This window comes from Stenotrophomonas sp. YIM B13575, from assembly GCF_042787595.1.
GTDB classification, from domain to species: domain Bacteria; phylum Pseudomonadota; class Gammaproteobacteria; order Xanthomonadales; family Xanthomonadaceae; genus Stenotrophomonas; species Stenotrophomonas lactitubi_B.
Genome location: NZ_JBHZOP010000012.1, coordinates 70,329 through 87,516, shown reverse-complemented (window position 1 = coordinate 87,516; position 17,188 = coordinate 70,329). Strand labels below are relative to the sequence as shown.

Here is a 17,188-nt window from a genome sequence, read left to right as displayed (position 1 = left end):
CATGCGCCGCAGCTGGGTCAACGTGATCGGCAACCAGATGGTGTGGCTGTGCGCCGTTGCCGGCGCCGGCCGTGGCTGGCAATGGCCGGCCGTGCTGTCAGCCAGCGTGTATGTCGGCAGCCAGTTGCTCACCTCGCCGCAGCCGCGCCTGGATGTTCGCCTGCTGCTGCTCGCGCTGGCCTGCGCCTGGCTGGTGGATGGCAGCGCTGCCGCCAGCGGCAGCGTGCACTACGCCGCTGCGCCGCTGGGATGGGTGCCGCCGCCGTGGATCTTCGCGTTGTGGGCTGCCTTTGCGATGACGCTGACCGCATCGATGGCCTTCCTGCAGCGGCACTGGCTGCTGCCGGTGGCCCTCGGCCTGCTGGCGCCGCTGGCGTATCTGTCTGCGGCGCGCGGATTCCAGGCGGTGCATTTCACGCCCCCTGCCTGGCAGGGCGTGGCAACCCTGGCGCTGGGCTGGTGCATCGCGCTGTCGCTGCTGTGCGCGGTGGCCCGCCGTGGAACGCCCGGCAACCACGACACCCCATTGATTGGAGCAACCTGATGAGCAGCGTGTGGTGGGTGCTGCTGTATGCCGTGCTGATCATGGCCTGGGGCTGGGCCTGGCAGCGCAGGCACCGCAACATCGGCATCGTCGATGTGCTGTGGGCAAAGGGCGTGGCGGCCGGCGCGCTGCTGCTTGCGTGGCTGGGTGATGGCGCGCTGCAGCCCCGCATTGCGCTGGCGGTGCTGGGTGGCCTGTGGGGAAGCCGACTTGCCCTGCATCTGTGGCGCCGTGTGCGCAGCGAGGCGGAAGACGGTCGCTACCGCTATCTACGTGAGCACTGGCAGGGCCATCAGGGAAAGATCTTCGGCTTTTTCATGGCGCAGGCCGCGTTGGTGGTGCTGTTTGCACTGCCGTTCGAGGCCGTGGCCAGCAACCCACGCAGCGACATGCCTGGCTGGATCGCAGCGGCCGTTGTGGTGTGGCTGCTCAGCGTGGGTGGTGAGGCACTCGCCGACCGCCAGCTGACCCGCTTCCGTGCCGACCCGGCCAACAAGGGCCGCACCTGCCGCGAAGGGCTGTGGCGGTATACACGCCATCCCAACTACTTCTTCGAGTGGCTGCACTGGTTCACCTATGTGCTGCTGGCAGCAACGTCGCCCCTGTGGTGGCTGGCCTGGTCCGGGCCGGTGCTGATGTATGTGTTCCTGCGCTACCTCAGTGGCGTTCCCTTCACCGAGAAACAGGCGCTGCGCAGTCGCGGTGATGACTACCGCGACTACCAGCGCAGCACCTCGATGTTCTTCCCGTGGTTTCCGCGCAGCCCCAAGGAGTGATTCCGATGAACAGCACCCCGTCCCTTGCTCCGGTTGCCGATACCGAGGGCGGACTCACCGGCTGGGCCGAGCGTGGCTGGCTGCCTGATGCGGCGCTGCGCGCGGGCATCCGTCGCCTGTGCGCACAACGCCTGGCCGAAGAATCGGCCGGCAGCATCGAGGAGCAGTCGCAGCGCTTCAGCCGCCGCATTGCCGAACTGGCCAGCAGCCCCCTCGCGCTGCACGTGGATGCAGCCAACCGCCAGCACTACGAGGTTCCCGCCGCCTTCTTCCAGGGCTGCCTGGGGCATCGCCTGAAGTACAGCAGCTGCTACTACCGGACCGGCAGCGAGACGCTGGACCAGGCCGAGGACGCGATGCTGGAGCTGTACGGACAGCGCGCCGGGCTGGCCGACGGCCAGCATATCCTGGAGCTGGGCTGCGGTTGGGGCTCGCTGACGCTGTGGATGGCCGAGCGCTACCCGAAGGCACGCATCACCGCCGTGTCCAACTCGCACAGCCAGCGCGACCATATCCTGGCGCAGTGCGAGGCGCGCGGGTTCGGCAACGTCGAGGTGCTTACACGCGACGTCAACCAGCTGGAGCTGCCTGCAACGGCATTCGACCGCTGCGTATCGGTGGAGATGTTCGAGCATGTGCGCAATTACGACCGCCTGCTGGGTCGCATCGCCCGCTGGCTGAAGCCGGACGGCGCGCTGTTCGTGCATATCTTCGCCCATCGCACGCTGATGTATCCGTTCGAAACCGAGGGCGACGACAACTGGATGGGCCGGCACTTCTTCACCGGCGGCCTGATGCCGGCTGCGGACACGCTGCTGCACTTCCAGCGCGAGCTGGTACTGGACCAGCGCTGGCTGCTGGACGGCACCCACTACCAGCGTACCGCCAACCACTGGCTGGCCAACCAGGATGCCGCCCGCGAGCAGCTGCTGCCGATCCTGGCGCAGACCTATGGCGACGAAGCCGCTGCACGCATCTGGTGGCAGCGCTGGCGCATGTTCTGGATGGCCTGCGCCGAGCTGTTCGGCTACGACGACGGCCAGCAATGGCTGGTCGCCCACTACCTGTTCCGCCCGCGCTGAAGGAGACCGCCACCATGCGCATCGCCCCACTGTTCACGCTGTTGGCCGTGGCCCTGTTCGGCGCAGGCTGCAGCAGCCACGACACCCGCCCCATCCCGCTGCCGCCGAAGGTCGACGTGCCCCGTTTCATGGGCGACTGGTATGTCATCGCGCATATTCCGTCGCGACCCGAGCGCGAGGCCTTCGATGCCGTGGAAAGCTACGCGCTGCAGGCCGATGGCCGCATCCAGACCACCTTTACCTATCGCAAGGGCAGCTTCCAGTCACCGCAGAAGTCGATGCACCCGATAGGCCGCATCGAGAAACACGGCAATGGCGCGGTCTGGGGCATGCAGTTCATCTGGCCCATCCAGGCCGAATACCTCATTGCCTGGCTGGACGAGGGCTACACGCAGACCATCGTGGCCCGCAGCAAGCGCGACTACGTGTGGTACATGGCGCGTACGCCGCAGGTAAGCGAGGCGGAGTATCAGCAGGCGGTCGCCCGCATCAAGGCAATGGGGTATGACACTGGAAAGCTGCGCCGGGTACCGCAGTCGGTGCGCTGAGACGCCTGCAAGTGCTACGGGCTGCGGCTGGGGCGTCAGGCGGGCCAAGGCCCCACAACCAGATGAATGGGGGCTCGCCCGGCCGCTAGCCGCGCGTAGCCTGCCTCCTCTATAGTCAGCCGAGCACGACAGGCGTGGTGCCTGTCCGGCAACTACAGGGAGTGGGTCATGGGTCTGGTACAAGCGGTGAAGGGTGCAGTCGGCGGCGTGCTGGCGGACCAATGGAAAGACTTCTACACCGTGCCGACCGGCCTGCCGTCCACGGCAGCCCTGTTCGCAGCGGTGCCGCAGGGCACCAATGCCGGGCGCGGCTCGAACACCAGCGGCTCCTCCAACATCATCAGCAACGGTTCGAAGATCGTCGTGCCGGAAGGCTACGGCCTGCTGCTGTTCCAGGATGGCGCGATCACCGCCTTCGTCGCCGAGCCGGGTGGCTACGAGTGGCGCTCGGATGATCTGAACTCGCAGTCGATCTTCGCCGGCGACGGCCTGGTCAGCACCTTCATCAAGCAGAGCTGGGAGCGCTTCAAGTTCGGCGGCCAGCCGGGCTCGCAGCAGGCCGCCTTCTTCGTTTCGCTGAAGGAACTGCCGGACAACCGCTTCGGCACCCAGTCGGAAATCTACTGGGACGATGGCTTCCTCAACACCCAGGTCGGCGCGGTCACCCGTGGCTCGTACACGCTGAAGATCGTCGACCCGATCCTGTTCGTGAAGAACTTCGTTCCGGCCAGCTACCTGCAGCCGGGCCAGGTGTTCGACTTCACCGACCTGGACAACGCCGCTGCCAGCCAGCTGTTCAATGAAGTGGTGGGTTCGCTGGCGCCGGCATTCAGCCTGTACACCAACGATCCAAGCAAGGGCAACCGCATCACCAAGCTGCAGCAGGATTCGCTGGGCTTTGCGCAGAGCCTGTCGGCTGCCGTCGAGCAGGGCTACCAGTGGAAGTCCGATCGCGGCCTGGCCATCGTCAAGACCGCCATCGTCTCGATCGAGTACGACGCCAACACCCGTGAGCTGCTGAAGACCGTGCAGCGCGCCGATGCCTTGTCCGGCTCGCGCGGCAATTCCAACCTGCAGGCCAGCGTTGCCCAGGGCATCCAGTCCGCAGGCGAGAACGGCGGTGCCGCCGGCCTTGTCGGCGTGGGCATGGCGTCGGGCATGTTCGGCGCGGGCAACCTGCAGCAGCCGGCAACCCCGGCCGCGCCAGCTGCCGACGACCCGGTGGCCAAGCTGAAGAAGGCCAAGGAAATGCTGGATCTGGGCCTGATCACCCAGACCGACTACGACGCGCTGAAGGCCAAGGCGCTGGGACTGTAAGCAGACGCAGGACGCGCAACCACCATGTCCGATCCCAGAAACACGCCGCCGCCGCTGCCCCGATCCGCTTCAGCACCGCCGCCGCTGCCGGCGGCGGTGCTGGACGGGCCGGGTTCGCCGCAGGACGTCCCTCCCCTGCCCGGCAGCTTCCCGCTCGATACCTCGACGCTGCCTGAGGCCATCCGCAACGAGGTCGAGGCGCCCGACCCGGTCGCCATCGACACCTCCGCTGACGAACTGAAAGACGGCCTCAACCGCTGCCCGAAGTGCGGCGCTACCGATATCCGGCCCAAGCTGGGTACCGATATCCTGGTCTGCCTGTACTGCCGTCACGAATGGCATGGCGCACGGGTGGAAGAAGAATTCGGCCTGGGTGAAGCCATCGACCAGCTGCGTGGCACCGTCATCGCATCGGGCGCACGCGATATCGATGCCGACACCTCGGCACTGATGACCTTCAAGTGCACCGGTTGCGGCGCCGAAGTCACGGTCAACACCGAAAGCACGATGACGGCGCGCTGCCACTGGTGCCGGCACGTGTTCGGCGTGAACGAACAGATCGCCAATGGCGCCGTGCCTGACGCCGTGCTGCCGTTCCATATCAAGAAGGAGGATGCCGTCGCGCGCATCCGCCAGTTCGTCGACAAGCGCCGGATGTTCGCGCTCAAGGCGTTCAAGGAACAGTTCACCCCGGAAAACGTGGTGGGTGTGTACCTGCCGTACATGATCGTCGACGGCAATGTCAGTGCGGCGGTGGCCGGCAAGGGCGAGATCAAGACACGCGAATACACCCGTGGCAGCGAGAAGAACAAGCAGACCTACTACGACGCGGATGTCTACCAGGTGGAACGCCAGGTCGATTTCACCGTGGACGACCTGCCGTTGGAATCGTCAGCCGAGCGCGGCAACCTGGACACGCGCGCCAACACCAACAACATCATCAACACGATTCTGCCGTTCGACACCAAGAACGCGGTGAAGTGGAACGCCTCCTACCTGGCGGGCTTCACCTCGGAAAAGCGCAACCTGGACGTCGAAAAGCTGCGGCCGCGGCTGGAAGACCAGCTGCTGTCGATCGCCCGCGCGCAGGTGGAAGGCACGGTGCGCCGCTACGACCGTGGCGTGCGCTGGGAACAGGAGCAGCTGGAGGTGCACGGCACCCGCTGGGTGGCCATGTACCTGCCGGTCTGGCTGTACTCGTACCATCAGCCCGGCAAGAACGGCGGCATGCTGCACTACATCGCGGTGAACGGCCGGACCGGTGAAACCATGGGCAGCGTACCCGTGCAGCAGTGGAAGATGCTGCTGGCGGCGCTGACCGCCGGCACGATCATCGAAGCCCTCGCAATTGCCTTCCTGGTGGCCAGCACATGAGTGATGACAGTGGTCTTTGGTTGTTGGCTGCAGGCCCGGCCGGCGCGACCGCGCTGTACTGGGCGCTGTACCGGTTCTACCGCAACACCGACAAATCGCATTCGTTCGAACACGAAACCGAGATCGATGCCAAGCCGGTGACCGGCTCGGATCGTCGCGTGGACAGCATCAGCGGAACGCAGGAAAAGCGGATCCGCGGTGACAACGTGTATGAGTATCGAAAGCGGGTGGCCCGGGTGAAGACCGGCCCGGAATAGTCGACCCGGCCGGCCAAGGCCGGCCATGACTGTGGCGTACTGCCCAGATCCGGGCGCAATGCCGTGCCTATACTGCTGCCGCCTGGTGCGGCGGCGCGTTCGCGGCCGTCGATCCGGGCGGCGGGGCTGGATGTCCCCGTCCGGCCCGTGGCAGCAGCCGCGGGCCCTTGCAGTGATTCGTAACCCGTCGCGGTTGAACCAATCACCAAGGAGGACGCTATGCGCTACACACGCCGTGATTTCCTAGCGACCACTGCCACCGCCTCATTGGCCTCGCTGTTCGCGCCCAGTGCCCTGGCCAGTGGCCAGAGCACGGCCGACGGTACTGCAGTGGCGCGTTTCCACCGCTACAACGTCACCAGCGCGAAAGGACAGCAGATGCTGGCCAGCTATGCGCGCGGCATCCAGGCAATGCTGGCGTTGCCGGCTGACGACGCGCGCAACTGGTTCCGCAATGCGTTCGTGCACCTGATGGATTGCCCGCACGGCAACTGGTGGTTCTATGTCTGGCACCGCGGCTACGTCGGCTACTTCGAGCAGACCATCCGCGAGCTCAGCGGCGACCGCGAGTTCGCCATGCCTTACTGGGACTGGACCGAGCTTCCAAGGATTCCGCCAGCCATGTTCGATGGCCTGCTGACCCCGACCCACACCGCCTATACACCCTACACCCGCAATCTGGCGGTGTTCACCCAGTTCATGAAGCCTGCTTTGCAGCGCCACTGGAATACGCTGGACACCGGCCAGCGCCAGCAGCTGTCACTGCGGGGCTACAACAGCGCCGAAGACGTCTGGAACGATGTCACCGGCTACAACGCAAAGGAGCAGACCGGCATTTCCGGCAATGCGGCGTACGCGGTGACCTGTGGCGCCCGTTATCTCTGGCGGGAGCACCCGGGCTTCGACCCGAAGACGGCCTCCGCCGTGTCCGCCGACACCATCCGTGCCGGCCTGTCACCGGTGGAGTTCAACAACCCTGACATCAGCCGCAGCTTCACCAGTTCACGCACCACTTCGCACGTGCTGCAGCCCGATGGGGCCACCAAGTTCTCGGTACTGGAGGGCTTCCCGCATAACAAGGTGCACAACTGCATTGGCGGTGTCGGCGCCGTCGATCCCGGTCCCTACGGCAACATGACCAACTTCCTGTCGCCGCTGGATCCGATCTTCTACCTGCACCACGCCAACATGGACCGTCTGTGGGATGTGTGGACCCGCAGGCAACAGGCCTTCGGCCGCCCGATCATGCCGACCGACCCTGCGGAGAACAAGCAGTTCATGGAAGAGCCGTTCCGCTTCTTCGTCAATGCGCAGGGGCGTTACGTCGGCACACGCCCGGCCCGGGAGTTCTTCTCCACCAGCGCGTTCGACTACGACTACGACTATGTCTATGGCAGCGGCGTGCGTGCGGCAGAGCAGGCCGCAACGGCTCCCACCACCGCCAAGGCCGCGCGACTGGTGCGCGGCAAGCGGGCTGATGGCGCCGTACGAGTGGCTGTCCCCAACGAAGCGGTTCGTGCACATCTGGCGGCTACCGGGCCGCGCGTGCTGATTGCGGAGGTTACCCTCGAGCGTCCCCATGGACTGCATAACACGCGCGAGTTCGACGTGTTGATCAATGCACCGGCAGATGTCACCTCGGTGAGCGCGGACAGCCCGTACTACGCCGGCACGGTCTCGTTCTTCGGGCCGAGCATGGCGGCCATGGGCCACGATCATCCAACGACATTTGCCGTGCCATTGCCGCAGACGCTGGGGGCGCTGCGCGCGGATGCTGCCGGCGGCGGCTCAACGACGCTGGAGATCCGCCTGGTCGCGTCGTCGGGCCAGGCACCGCAATCGTTCCCGGTGCTGGATGCAGCGATCCTGGTGTCCCCGAACTAGCGCACCCTCGGCGGCTGGCGTCGCCACGGGGCGATGCCAGCCGGGGCTCCCGGGAAATGTGACTGCACACCAAGGCAGCGCCAGCATCGGGGCCTCGTCACACCGCCCCTGCCCTGCGAGGCCTATGCTCGCGCGCGCACACCCGCTGTTTCCGTTGTTCCCAACGAGGATTCGACGATGGCAACCGTGCTTCCCCGCTTCGCGCTGCTGGTGCTGTGCAGCTTCGCCGCCCCCGCTACCACCCTTGCCCAGGACGCCTCCATCGGCTTCGGCCAGCACTCCAGCAGTACGCAGTCGTCCAGCGCATCGCAGACCACGGAAACCACCCGTTCGACCTCCGGGTCAACCAGCGATGACACGGCCGGGAACAACAATGGCGAATCGGCCTTCGGCAACTTCGGGTCGATAACGACGCAGTCCAACAGCAACAGCAGCGCGCATTCCCAATCCCGCAGCGAGAGCAAGGACGTCGGGATCCATATCAGCTTTGATGACAACAACAACGATGACGGAAGCAACGACCGCCGTCGCGATGGCAGCAGGGTGATCGACAGCGATTTGTTCGGCCGTTGGACGCTGGGCCAGGAGAACGGCAAGAGCTGCACCATCGAACTGAAGGACAGCCCCTGGTTTGGTGGCTATGGTGCATGGGTGCCGGCCGGGTGCCCGGACGATTTCTTCTCGGCCAATCGCTGGCTGCTTTCAGGCAACCAACTGCTGATTACCGATACCGACAACAAGGTGATCGGAAGATTCCGCCAGACGGGTGGCGGGCGCTGGTCGGGGCGACGCGAATCAGACGGTGCACGGCTGTATCTGAATCAAGTCGGGCGCTGAGAGCTGATGCTGCCCTGAAGGAGCGCGTTCTTGTCCACGCAAGGATATGCGTGGATCTGGATTTCGATTCAAGCGCTTTCGCGAACGGCCGATATCCGGGGGTGAAGCCCGACTCATGGACGATGCGCGATGCCGTTGCAGGACCCCCGCCCCGACACCCTTTCGCCTCCTTCCGGCTCGCCTTGGCCGGCAGCGTCCAAAATCCTGACCGATCTCTACGCTCACAAGGCGTTGTTCGCGCTGGCGGGGACCCTTGCGATGGTCGTCTTCTTCTGGCGGATCCACTACCTGCCCAGCCTTGCATTGACTGATATCGCTCTGGTGGCGGCGGCCATCGTCTTCTTTTCGGTCGTGATGGTCATCGTGGTCGTCCTTACGCTCATGCTCCCCGCCGCTGTGCTGATCGAGTGGCAGAAGTCAGGATTCATCACCGACAGAAGCAGCGTCCGCACATCTGAGACGCACTGGCTGCCGTCCGCTGGCCTCAGCATGAGTATGGCCATGCTGGGCGCGGGCCTGGCAACAGGCTGGATGTATGTATGGTTTTTCACTCCGCTCGGCGACGCTGCACCCATCTTGTTCGCAGGTGTCATGCTGGTCGGTGCCGCTGGCGCGTTCGCGCCGATGGGCGTGAAACTCAAGCCGATTGATGAACCCGTCAACAGCGTTGTGCGGAAAAGGAGGATCTGGTGGGCACTGAGGCTGACGGTGCTTTCCGCTTGCCTCTACCTGTTCACGCTCCCCTTGATCGCGCTAGTGGTCTTCGGCACCCATTCCGCAGCCGCCACGATGAACGGCTGGGAAGTGCTCCTGGTCTCCCTCGGGCTGCCGCTCCTTCACTTGATTATCCTGAGCATAAGGACGCTCCCGCTCTGGATCCGGATGGTTGCACTTGCCTTGGTAATAACCCCGATCCTGCTCATTGCCGGCACTCCGTTCGAGTCACTCGACCGCGCTGCCAGCACGTTCCAGCTGGGGATGCTGCGCGACCAGAGCGTGGTGGTATCGAGCGAGGGCTGCAGAATGGTTCGGGCATCCGGGGTATCAGGCAACTGCCGCAGGATCGACGGCCCAGGGAAAGAGCTGTACGAGATCCGGGATGTCTTCGTGCTCAATCGCCTTGGCAGCCACACCGTCATCGCCGAGCCGGGCTGGACGCCGAAGACGCGAACCCGGTCGATCCCCCTGCCCAGCAGCGAAGTGTTCACCTGGTACAAGACTCCTGAAACTCCCCGTGCACCTCCCCCGTCGCTGCCTCCGGAACCACGCGCGCCGGCATCCGTCACGCCGCCACCCCCGATGAAGGCCACCTCGCGTGCGGTGCGCAGATCAAGGCCGCGGCAAAGGGCCCAGCCTGCTAGCCCATAGGTGGGCAGAGGTGTGAAGGACCTTCCCCTGCACACGCCGGGCACAAGCTGGACGCGATCATCAGTGTTCCGCGCCGCCTTCTCTCTGCCATGTCCTCGCCCACTGGCTCCCGCCTCGTCATCTACGCTGCACTGGCAGGCAACCTTGCCATCGCCATTGCCAAGTTCATCGCCGCCGGCCTGTCCGGCAGCTCGGCGATGCTCAGCGAGGGCGTGCATTCGCTGGTCGATACCCTCAACGAAGTGCTGCTGCTGTACGGCCTGCGCCGTGCCGAGAAGGCCCCCGACACCCTGCACCCCTTCGGCTACGGCCGCGAGCTGTACTTCTGGAGCTTCATCGTCGCCCTGCTGGTATTCGCCGCCGGCGCCGGCGTCTCGGCCTACGAAGGCATCCAGCACATCCGCCAGCCGGAGCCGGCCAGCAATCACGCCATCAGCTACAGCGTGCTGGGCATCTCCATCCTGTTCGAAGGTGCTTCATGGTGGGTGGCGCTGCGCGAATTCCGCCGCAGCAAGGGCTCGCTGGGATACTTCGAGGCATTCCGGCGCAGCAAGGATCCGTCCACCTTCACCGTGCTGCTGGAAGACAGCGCCGCCCTGCTCGGCCTTGGGTTCGCGCTGGTCGGGCTGCTGGCCGCGCAACTGCTGGAGATGCCTGTGCTGGATGGCGTGGCCTCGCTGTGCATTGCCGGCGTACTGGCGATGACCGCGTTCCTGCTCGCGCGCGAGACCAAGGGCCTGCTGATCGGTGAGCCGGCCCACCCGGCGGTGGCGCAACGGATCATGGCCGTGGCCGTGACCGACCCGGATCTGCGCCGCGCCAACGGTGTGACCACCCTGCAGATGGGCCCGGAACAGGTGGTGGCGATGCTCAGTGCGGAGTTCGAGGACGATCGCACCACGCCGCAGATCGAGGCCTGCATCACCCGGATCGAGTCTGCGGTGAAACAGGAGTTCCCGGAACTGGTGGCCCTGTTCATCAAGCCGCAGACACCGGAAGTGTTTGCCGCGCGCCGGGCCGCGCTCGATCGTCCAGCCACGGCGGACTGACGCCGCGCTGGCGACAGCCTCACCGCTGACAGGCGATGATTGCAGCATGCCGAAGCAGACCGGTCCAGACGCGCCGTTCACCGTGCAGCCCGTTGACGGGACTCGACTATCGCGCGCCTTCTATCAGCGACCTTCAACGGTGGTCGCCCCCGAGCTGCTGAACAAACTGCTGGTGCGCAACGATGGCCGCGTGGCACGCATTGTCGAGGTCGAGGCGTATGCCGGCAGCGACGATCCGGCGGCGCACTCCTGGCGCGGCATGACCGCGCGCAACGCCAGCATGTTCGGCGAAGCAGGCCATCTCTATGTCTACTTCACCTATGGCATGCACTGGGGCAGCAATGTCGTCTGCGGAGACGTCGGCGAGGGTGTTGCGGTTCTGCTGCGTGCCGCCGCGCCAGTCGCCGGGCAGGAACTGATGTACCCGCTGCGGCCTGCCGCCCGCCGCGACCACGACCTGGCCAGTGGCCCCGGCAAGCTGTCGCAGGCGTTTGGCCTGGACCGGCACTTCGACGGCGCCGACCTGGTAACCGTCAGCCACGGCATCACGATACTGGACGACGGCATGCCGCCGCCGCAGGATCCGGTGGTGGGGCCGCGCATCGGCATCACCCGCGCCGTGGATTTTCCCTGGCGCTGGCATGTGCGCGACCATCGTCACGTTTCGGTACGCGCGCCCCGCGCGGCAACGCGAAGGAAACCTGCATGAAACCCATCATTGAAAGAGCATTGACACCAGCATCACTGTTCCACGCAACGGCATAACGTGCCGCGCCCTAGCGTGATCGCTGTGACCTGCCCTTCCCTGCCGGAGACGCAGTGCCTGCCATGGATGAAGCTTCCAGACTTCTCGAGATCGATCGCCTTGGTGTTCTCGATACACCGCCTGAGCCCGTGTTCGATGCCATTGTTGCCGCCGCGCTCGCCGCCACCGGCATGCCCATCGGGTTGATTTCCATCGTTGCCGCGCAGCGACAATGGTTCAAGTCCAGCATCGGGCTGGGCGACATTACCGAAACGCCCCGCTCCATCTCTTTCTGTTCGCATGCCATCGAACAGGACGAGCTGCTGGAGATTCCAGACGCGCGGCAGGACCCGCGGTTCGCCGGCAGTCCACTGGTCACTGCAGGGCATCGGGTACGCCACTACGCCGGGATTGCACTGACCACCGCCCATGGCGCGCGCATCGGCACGCTGTGCCTGCTCGACACGCTGCCCGGGGTGCTGTCACCGTCGCAGCGGGAATTGATGGTCCATCTTGGCCGGGTCACCACGCAGGTGCTGGAGCAGCGCAGCGCATTGCTGCGACAGGTCGACCAGGCGCAGGCACTGCATCGCGATCTGAAGCGCAGCGAGGATTTCCTGCAGCGCACCAACACCGCCGCCAAGGTCGGCGGCTGGGAACTGGACCTGGACACCGGCGAGGTGCGTTGGACGCGCGAGACCAAGCAGATCCACGGTGTCCGTTCCAGCTACCAGCCCACCCTCGAATCCGCCTTGTCATTCTACCGCCAGGACAGCCGCAGCATCATCCAGACTGCCGTGCAGCGTTGCGTGGAGGATGGCACGCCCTGGGAGGTGCAGCTGCCGATGCGAACGGCCGACGAACGCAGCATCTGGACCCGCGTGGTGGGCAACCGGCAGCAGGTGGAGGGCCATCCACGGCTGGTGGGCGCGATCCAGGACGTCACCGAAGAACGCGCGGCGCTGGACGCGCTGGAGGCGAGCGAGGTGCGCTATCGGCGCCTGTTCCACTACAGCCTGGGGCTGATCTGCACCCATACGCTGGATGGCACGCTGACCTCGGTGAACCCGGCGGCACTGCAGTCACTGGGCTACGAGGAACGCCAGATCATCGGCCGCAGCCTGTGCGACTACATGCCGCCCGAGCGCCGAGAGGTGTTCAATGCCTACCTGAAGCGCATCGAAGCCAACCAAACCGATGCCGGAGTGATCGAGCTCATCGCCGCCGATGGAACGCTGCGCTACTGGGCCTACAACAACGTGCTCGACAGCGAAGGACAGCCGCCCTTCGTACTGGGCCACGCCCAGGATGTCACCGCGCTGCGGCTGCAGGAGCAGCGCCTGCGCGAGCTGTCGCTGAAGGATCCACTCACCCAGTGCCACAACCGTCGCTACCTGCACCGGCTCGATGAGATGACCGCCGGAACGTGGGCATGCCTGGTATTTGACCTGGACGACTTCAAACGGATCAATGACGCGCAGGGTCACCGCTGGGGCGACGCGATCCTGATCAACTTTTCCGCGTTCCTCAGGGCGCCACTGGGTGCGGGAGAAACCGTGGTCCGCCTGGGCGGAGACGAGTTCCTGGTGGTGCTGACCGCATCGGCGTCCGCGCGTCTTGCCCTGCTGGAGGGCTGGTATGCCGCCAACGCGGCGCAGTCGCCGACAGCGTTCTCCATGGGCGCGGCGCTCAGTGCGCCGGGTGAATCGGTAGCCGACACCATCCATCATGCGGACAGCCAGCTCTATGACGCGCGTGCACGGGTACGCACGCAGCGGCGCGACGACTAGCAACAGCGTCTGCTGTCACCGCAAGGCAAGACTTCATCCGGTGAGGAAGCGCGTCATCCGCTCCAGCTCATCATCCAGCGCATTGCGGAACAGAACGTCCTTCATGGGCGAGGCGCTGGCGAAACCGATATCCGGCTGCAGAGCGCCATCCCTGACGGTGACATTGGCCCAGCCGACCACCTGGTCGCGCCACAACAGCGGCAGCGCGTAGTAGCCGAAGCGACGCTTGGCCGCCGGGGTATAGGCCTCGAACCTGTAGACCCAGCCCCAGAGCAGCTCGAACCGTCGCCGATCCCAGGCCACGGGATCGAACGGCGCCAGCAGCCGCACCTGCTCATCGGCCTGATAGCGCCGCGAACGGGGATTCTCCTCGGCCGGCCAGTACCACTGTGTTCCGTCGATGATGCAGCCAGCCAGGCGCTCGCGTGCCAGCCGCAGTGCCTGCTGGATCTCGACGGACAGATGTGGAGCGCCGTAGCCCAGCAACCGTGCCAGATAGGTGAGGCTGGCCGAAGGCAACGGCGCGTACTTGCGCACCACCAGATCGATCAGTGCGTTGGCGCGCTGCAGGCGTGCGGCCTTGCCGCCCTCGGCGAGTGCATGTTCTGCAACGGCATAGATGCGGGTACCACTGTCACGACGGGCGATGCGCAACATGCCGCGGTAGTGCATGCCATCCAGCAGGTGGGTGCTGGCATTGCTGGTGCCGCCCCAGTAGTTGGTCACCCGGCCATGCGCGAACGCCTGGTCGACCTCGCGCGGATGCACCGCACCCCGCTCCTGCACGAACGCCAGAACCTCGGCCGCCTTGCGCCGCGTGCTGGCGTCCCACGGCCTGCGGGACACCCGCGGATGCATCAACGACAGGTGTTCGCGCGGCAGGAAACCGTAGTTGACCAGGAAGTCTTCCTCGATCGGCAACCGGCTGTAGCGGCGCTCCAGATCTCCAGCCTGATAGCCCTTCACCCGGTGCCGCAGGGTCAGGTCCTGGGCACGCGCAGGCGCACGGATGGGATCGGCCTGCACGAAACCCAGGCGACGGATCGCGGTCAGCAGCGTGGTGGGCGTGAACAGCGTGCGGGCTACGGCGTAGCGACGCAGATCGTCAAGGGTGGGCGTGGCAGGCATGGGCCGATTGTAGAGGCGAGCGTGCCCGGTGTGCGTTGCGCACTGGAAAAGCACCCGCGACGTGACCGGGGCAGCTCACCGCTACGATGGGTGCCGTTGCGATGGGTGCCGTTGCTCAGCGCAGCCACTGCGCATAGGCGGCCAGAACCGCCAGGTGCCCCACGTAGTACACGTAGAACGCCCAGCGTGAACGCGGAACCGTCCACGGCACCCTGGCCAACGCCAGCACCAGCGGGATGGCCAGCAATGCCCATCCGTTGCCATTGACCCAGCACAGCCCGCCGAATCCGAACGCCAGCAGCCAGTACGCCCGGTGGCGGAACGCGATCCAGCCCAGCACCACCAGGGCCACCCCCGCCCATTGGTAGTCCACGAAGAACGGCAGCAGGCCTCCTGCCACCAGCAGCAACAGCTGCCGGTTGCTGGTCAGCGCATGCACCGCCACCGCAGCCAGGCCGAAAGTCAGCAGGATGTTCAGCGGCAGCCAGTGGCCAAAGGCCAGCATGTGCAGCGGCTGCGCGACCACGCCCCAAGCGGACAAGCGCCGGATCGACTTGCCCAGATCGGCGCCCGGTTGCGCCAGGTTGCAGGCCATCACCAGTGCGAACAACGGGAAGGCGATGCGCCCCAGCTCGCTGACCACCGGCACATAGCCACCGAACACCACTTTGGCGACGTGATCGCCGGTCATCGACAGCAGCGCGATCCACTTCAGCAGCTCGCGGGCGCCGCTGCTGAGGGAGCCGTGCGCCGGCGGGGCGTGTACGGCGACGTCCTGCGCGCTCATGTCATTCATCCTCTGCGTCCTGCCGGGTCCATCTCGTCAGGAATCGACGACGTTGCCCCTTGAACGCAAAGAGTACTTGAACCTGACGCGGATGACGCTGACCGCTGCGCCCCGCTATCCTTGCAGTCCCCGCTTGTGAGGCATCGCCATGCGCACGCTGTACCCGCCGATCACCCCGTACCGCGAGCACACGCTGCCCGTCGACGCGCTGCACACCCTGCATGTCGAAGAGTGCGGCACGCCTGAAGGCATTCCGGTGGTGTACCTGCATGGTGGCCCCGGCGCTGGCATCTCGCCCACCCATCGCCGCTTCTTCGACCCGACGCGCTACCGCATCGTGCTGATCGATCAGCGCGGCAGCGGCCGCTCCACGCCGTTCGGCGAGCTGCGTGACAACACCACCCAGGACCTGGTGGCCGACATCGAGAAGGTGCGCGAACACCTGGGCATCCAGCGCTGGCTGGTCTACGGTGGTTCCTGGGGTTCGACGCTGTCGCTGGCCTATGCACAGGCGCATCCCGACCGCGCTACCGGGCTGATCGTGCGCGGCGTCTTCCTCGGTCGCGAAGAAGAGAACCGCTGGTTCGCCGAGCGCGATGGCGGTGCCCGCTGGATCTTCCCGGAGCGCTGGGATCGTTACCAGGCGCACATCCCGGAGGACGAGCGCGGCAACATGCTCGAAGCGTACTGGAAGCGCCTGGACCATGCCGACGAAGCCGTCCGCATCGCAGCGGCACAGGCCTGGCTGGGCTGGGAAGACAATGCCGCCACGCTGCTGCATGAGGTCGACGCGGTGTCCGCTACCGATCCGCTCGATACGCTGGCCAAGGCACGCATCGAGGCGCATTACTTCCGCCACAACACCTTCCTGGAACACGGCCAGCTGCTGCGCGATATCGATCGCATCCGCCATCTGCCGGGCGTCATCGTGCAGGGGCGCTACGACATCATCTGCCCGCCACGCAGTGCCTGGGATCTGGCCAAGGCCTGGCCGGAAGCCACCTTGCAGATGGTCATCGCCGGCCACAGCGCCAACGAAGCGGCCACTACCGATGCCCTGGTGCGGGCCACCGACGCTTTCGCGGACCGCAGCTGAACAGAAGGGGCCAACGGCCCCTTTTTCTATACCAAGGTATAGCCGGGCTAACCCACGGGCCTCTAGGCCTGCTGAATACGAGCGCGGACAATAGCGCCACTGGCCAGCCACTGGCCGCCCCACGCGGAGACGCAGATGGATCCCGACCCTGCCGGGCGCAACGCGCGCCCCTGCCTGCCCCCTTGTTCACTGCTGGCGACTGACGGCCGGTTCCTGTCCGTGTAAGCGATGGGAGCCCCGGGCAGCGCCTGCCCGGAGGAATCCCATGTCCTACAAGATTCTCTACATCACTGTCCGCCGCCTGATCGGTGAGCGCGATGTTTCCGCCCTGCGCAGCCTGCTGCTGCAGCACGGCCCTGTCCTGTTCGCCCGTTCGCTGGCCCTCGGCTCGCCACGGGTGGTGGCCGACGCCCTGTCGCTGCTGCCGATCAGCGAGCGCATCAACGTGCTGCGCCACCTGCCCTACCCGCTGCGCGATGCGATGAAGCCGCTGTGCATCGGCGGCAGCCAGCGGCTGCGCATGCAGCCCTGGTCGCCCGCGGTGCTGGCCATGCGCCACGCCTGACGACCCGCCCCTTCCGCTCCACGCGCCGGCGCCGCCCGACG

Annotated in this window: 17 protein-coding genes; 15 read left to right on the top strand and 2 right to left on the bottom strand. The window is 65.9% G+C overall.

From position 1 onward, the window contains the following. Position 1: 1 nt before the first annotated feature. The 13 genes from ACFX4F_RS02615 to ACFX4F_RS02555 all read left to right on the top strand — a co-directional run bounded on the left by ACFX4F_RS02615 (position 2) and on the right by ACFX4F_RS02555 (position 13,571). Positions 2-544 carry a DUF2878 domain-containing protein gene (locus tag ACFX4F_RS02615; protein ID WP_380651937.1) on the top strand — a complete coding sequence of 181 codons (543 nt, stop codon included), beginning with the start codon at positions 2-4 and terminating at the stop codon, positions 542-544. After that, entirely contained in the window at positions 544-1,320 is a 777-nt protein-coding gene (locus ACFX4F_RS02610; protein WP_380651934.1) for a DUF1295 domain-containing protein, read from the top strand. Before ACFX4F_RS02615 ends, ACFX4F_RS02610 begins: the two co-directional genes overlap by 1 nt. A gap of 5 nt (positions 1,321-1,325) precedes the next feature. Next, the gene (locus ACFX4F_RS02605) at positions 1,326-2,402 is read left to right on the top strand and encodes an SAM-dependent methyltransferase (RefSeq protein ID WP_380651931.1); all 1,077 of its coding nucleotides are present in this window, start codon (positions 1,326-1,328) and stop codon (positions 2,400-2,402) included. Positions 2,403-2,416: 14 nt separating this feature from the next. Further along, positions 2,417-2,950 (top strand): lipocalin family protein, encoded by a 534-nt coding sequence (locus tag ACFX4F_RS02600; RefSeq protein WP_380651928.1) that lies wholly within the window; start codon positions 2,417-2,419, stop codon positions 2,948-2,950. A gap of 168 nt (positions 2,951-3,118) precedes the next feature. Beyond that, entirely contained in the window at positions 3,119-4,267 is a 1,149-nt protein-coding gene (locus ACFX4F_RS02595) for an SPFH domain-containing protein (RefSeq protein ID WP_089235748.1), read from the top strand. Between the two features lie 24 nt (positions 4,268-4,291). After that, positions 4,292-5,641, top strand: coding sequence for a TFIIB-type zinc ribbon-containing protein (locus tag ACFX4F_RS02590; protein ID WP_380651925.1), 1,350 nt, complete (start codon positions 4,292-4,294; stop codon positions 5,639-5,641). Continuing rightward, a complete protein-coding gene (locus ACFX4F_RS02585) occupies positions 5,638-5,898 on the top strand; it encodes a hypothetical protein (protein ID WP_099818559.1) in 261 nt (86 codons plus the stop codon). The genes ACFX4F_RS02590 and ACFX4F_RS02585 overlap by 4 nt, the downstream gene beginning before the upstream one ends. Before the next feature lie 219 nt (positions 5,899-6,117). Then, the gene (locus ACFX4F_RS02580; protein ID WP_380651922.1) at positions 6,118-7,782 is read left to right on the top strand and encodes a tyrosinase family protein; all 1,665 of its coding nucleotides are present in this window, start codon (positions 6,118-6,120) and stop codon (positions 7,780-7,782) included. A gap of 177 nt (positions 7,783-7,959) precedes the next feature. After that, positions 7,960-8,619 (top strand): AprI/Inh family metalloprotease inhibitor, encoded by a 660-nt coding sequence (locus ACFX4F_RS02575; protein WP_380651919.1) that lies wholly within the window; start codon positions 7,960-7,962, stop codon positions 8,617-8,619. Between the two features lie 129 nt (positions 8,620-8,748). Next, complete coding sequence (locus ACFX4F_RS02570) at positions 8,749-9,987, top strand: hypothetical protein (RefSeq protein WP_380651916.1); 1,239 nt, start codon at positions 8,749-8,751, stop codon at positions 9,985-9,987. Between the two features lie 89 nt (positions 9,988-10,076). After that, on the top strand, positions 10,077-11,036 hold the full coding sequence (locus tag ACFX4F_RS02565; protein ID WP_099818563.1) for a cation diffusion facilitator family transporter: 960 nt from the start codon (positions 10,077-10,079) through the stop codon (positions 11,034-11,036). Positions 11,037-11,082: 46 nt separating this feature from the next. Continuing rightward, complete coding sequence (locus tag ACFX4F_RS02560; RefSeq protein WP_380651912.1) at positions 11,083-11,745, top strand: DNA-3-methyladenine glycosylase; 663 nt, start codon at positions 11,083-11,085, stop codon at positions 11,743-11,745. 119 nt (positions 11,746-11,864) lie between these two features. Continuing rightward, positions 11,865-13,571, top strand: coding sequence for a PAS domain S-box protein (locus tag ACFX4F_RS02555; RefSeq protein ID WP_380651909.1), 1,707 nt, complete (start codon positions 11,865-11,867; stop codon positions 13,569-13,571). A gap of 33 nt (positions 13,572-13,604) precedes the next feature. Here the strand turns inward: ACFX4F_RS02555 and ACFX4F_RS02550 are convergent, their stop codons facing one another. Further along, a complete protein-coding gene (locus tag ACFX4F_RS02550) occupies positions 13,605-14,699 on the bottom strand; it encodes a DNA glycosylase AlkZ-like family protein (protein ID WP_380651906.1) in 1,095 nt (364 codons plus the stop codon). Positions 14,700-14,814: 115 nt separating this feature from the next. After that, positions 14,815-15,486 carry a TraX family protein gene (locus ACFX4F_RS02545; protein WP_380651903.1) on the bottom strand — a complete coding sequence of 224 codons (672 nt, stop codon included), beginning with the start codon at positions 15,484-15,486 and terminating at the stop codon, positions 14,815-14,817. 148 nt (positions 15,487-15,634) lie between these two features. Here ACFX4F_RS02545 and pip point away from each other — a divergent pair, with 148 nt between their 5' ends. Both pip and ACFX4F_RS02535 read left to right on the top strand, forming a co-directional pair. Continuing rightward, entirely contained in the window at positions 15,635-16,582 is a 948-nt protein-coding gene (gene pip, locus ACFX4F_RS02540) for a prolyl aminopeptidase (protein WP_099818568.1), read from the top strand. A 265-nt stretch (positions 16,583-16,847) separates the two neighbouring features. Further along, complete coding sequence (locus tag ACFX4F_RS02535; protein WP_100552609.1) at positions 16,848-17,147, top strand: hypothetical protein; 300 nt, start codon at positions 16,848-16,850, stop codon at positions 17,145-17,147. Positions 17,148-17,188 lie beyond the last annotated feature (41 nt).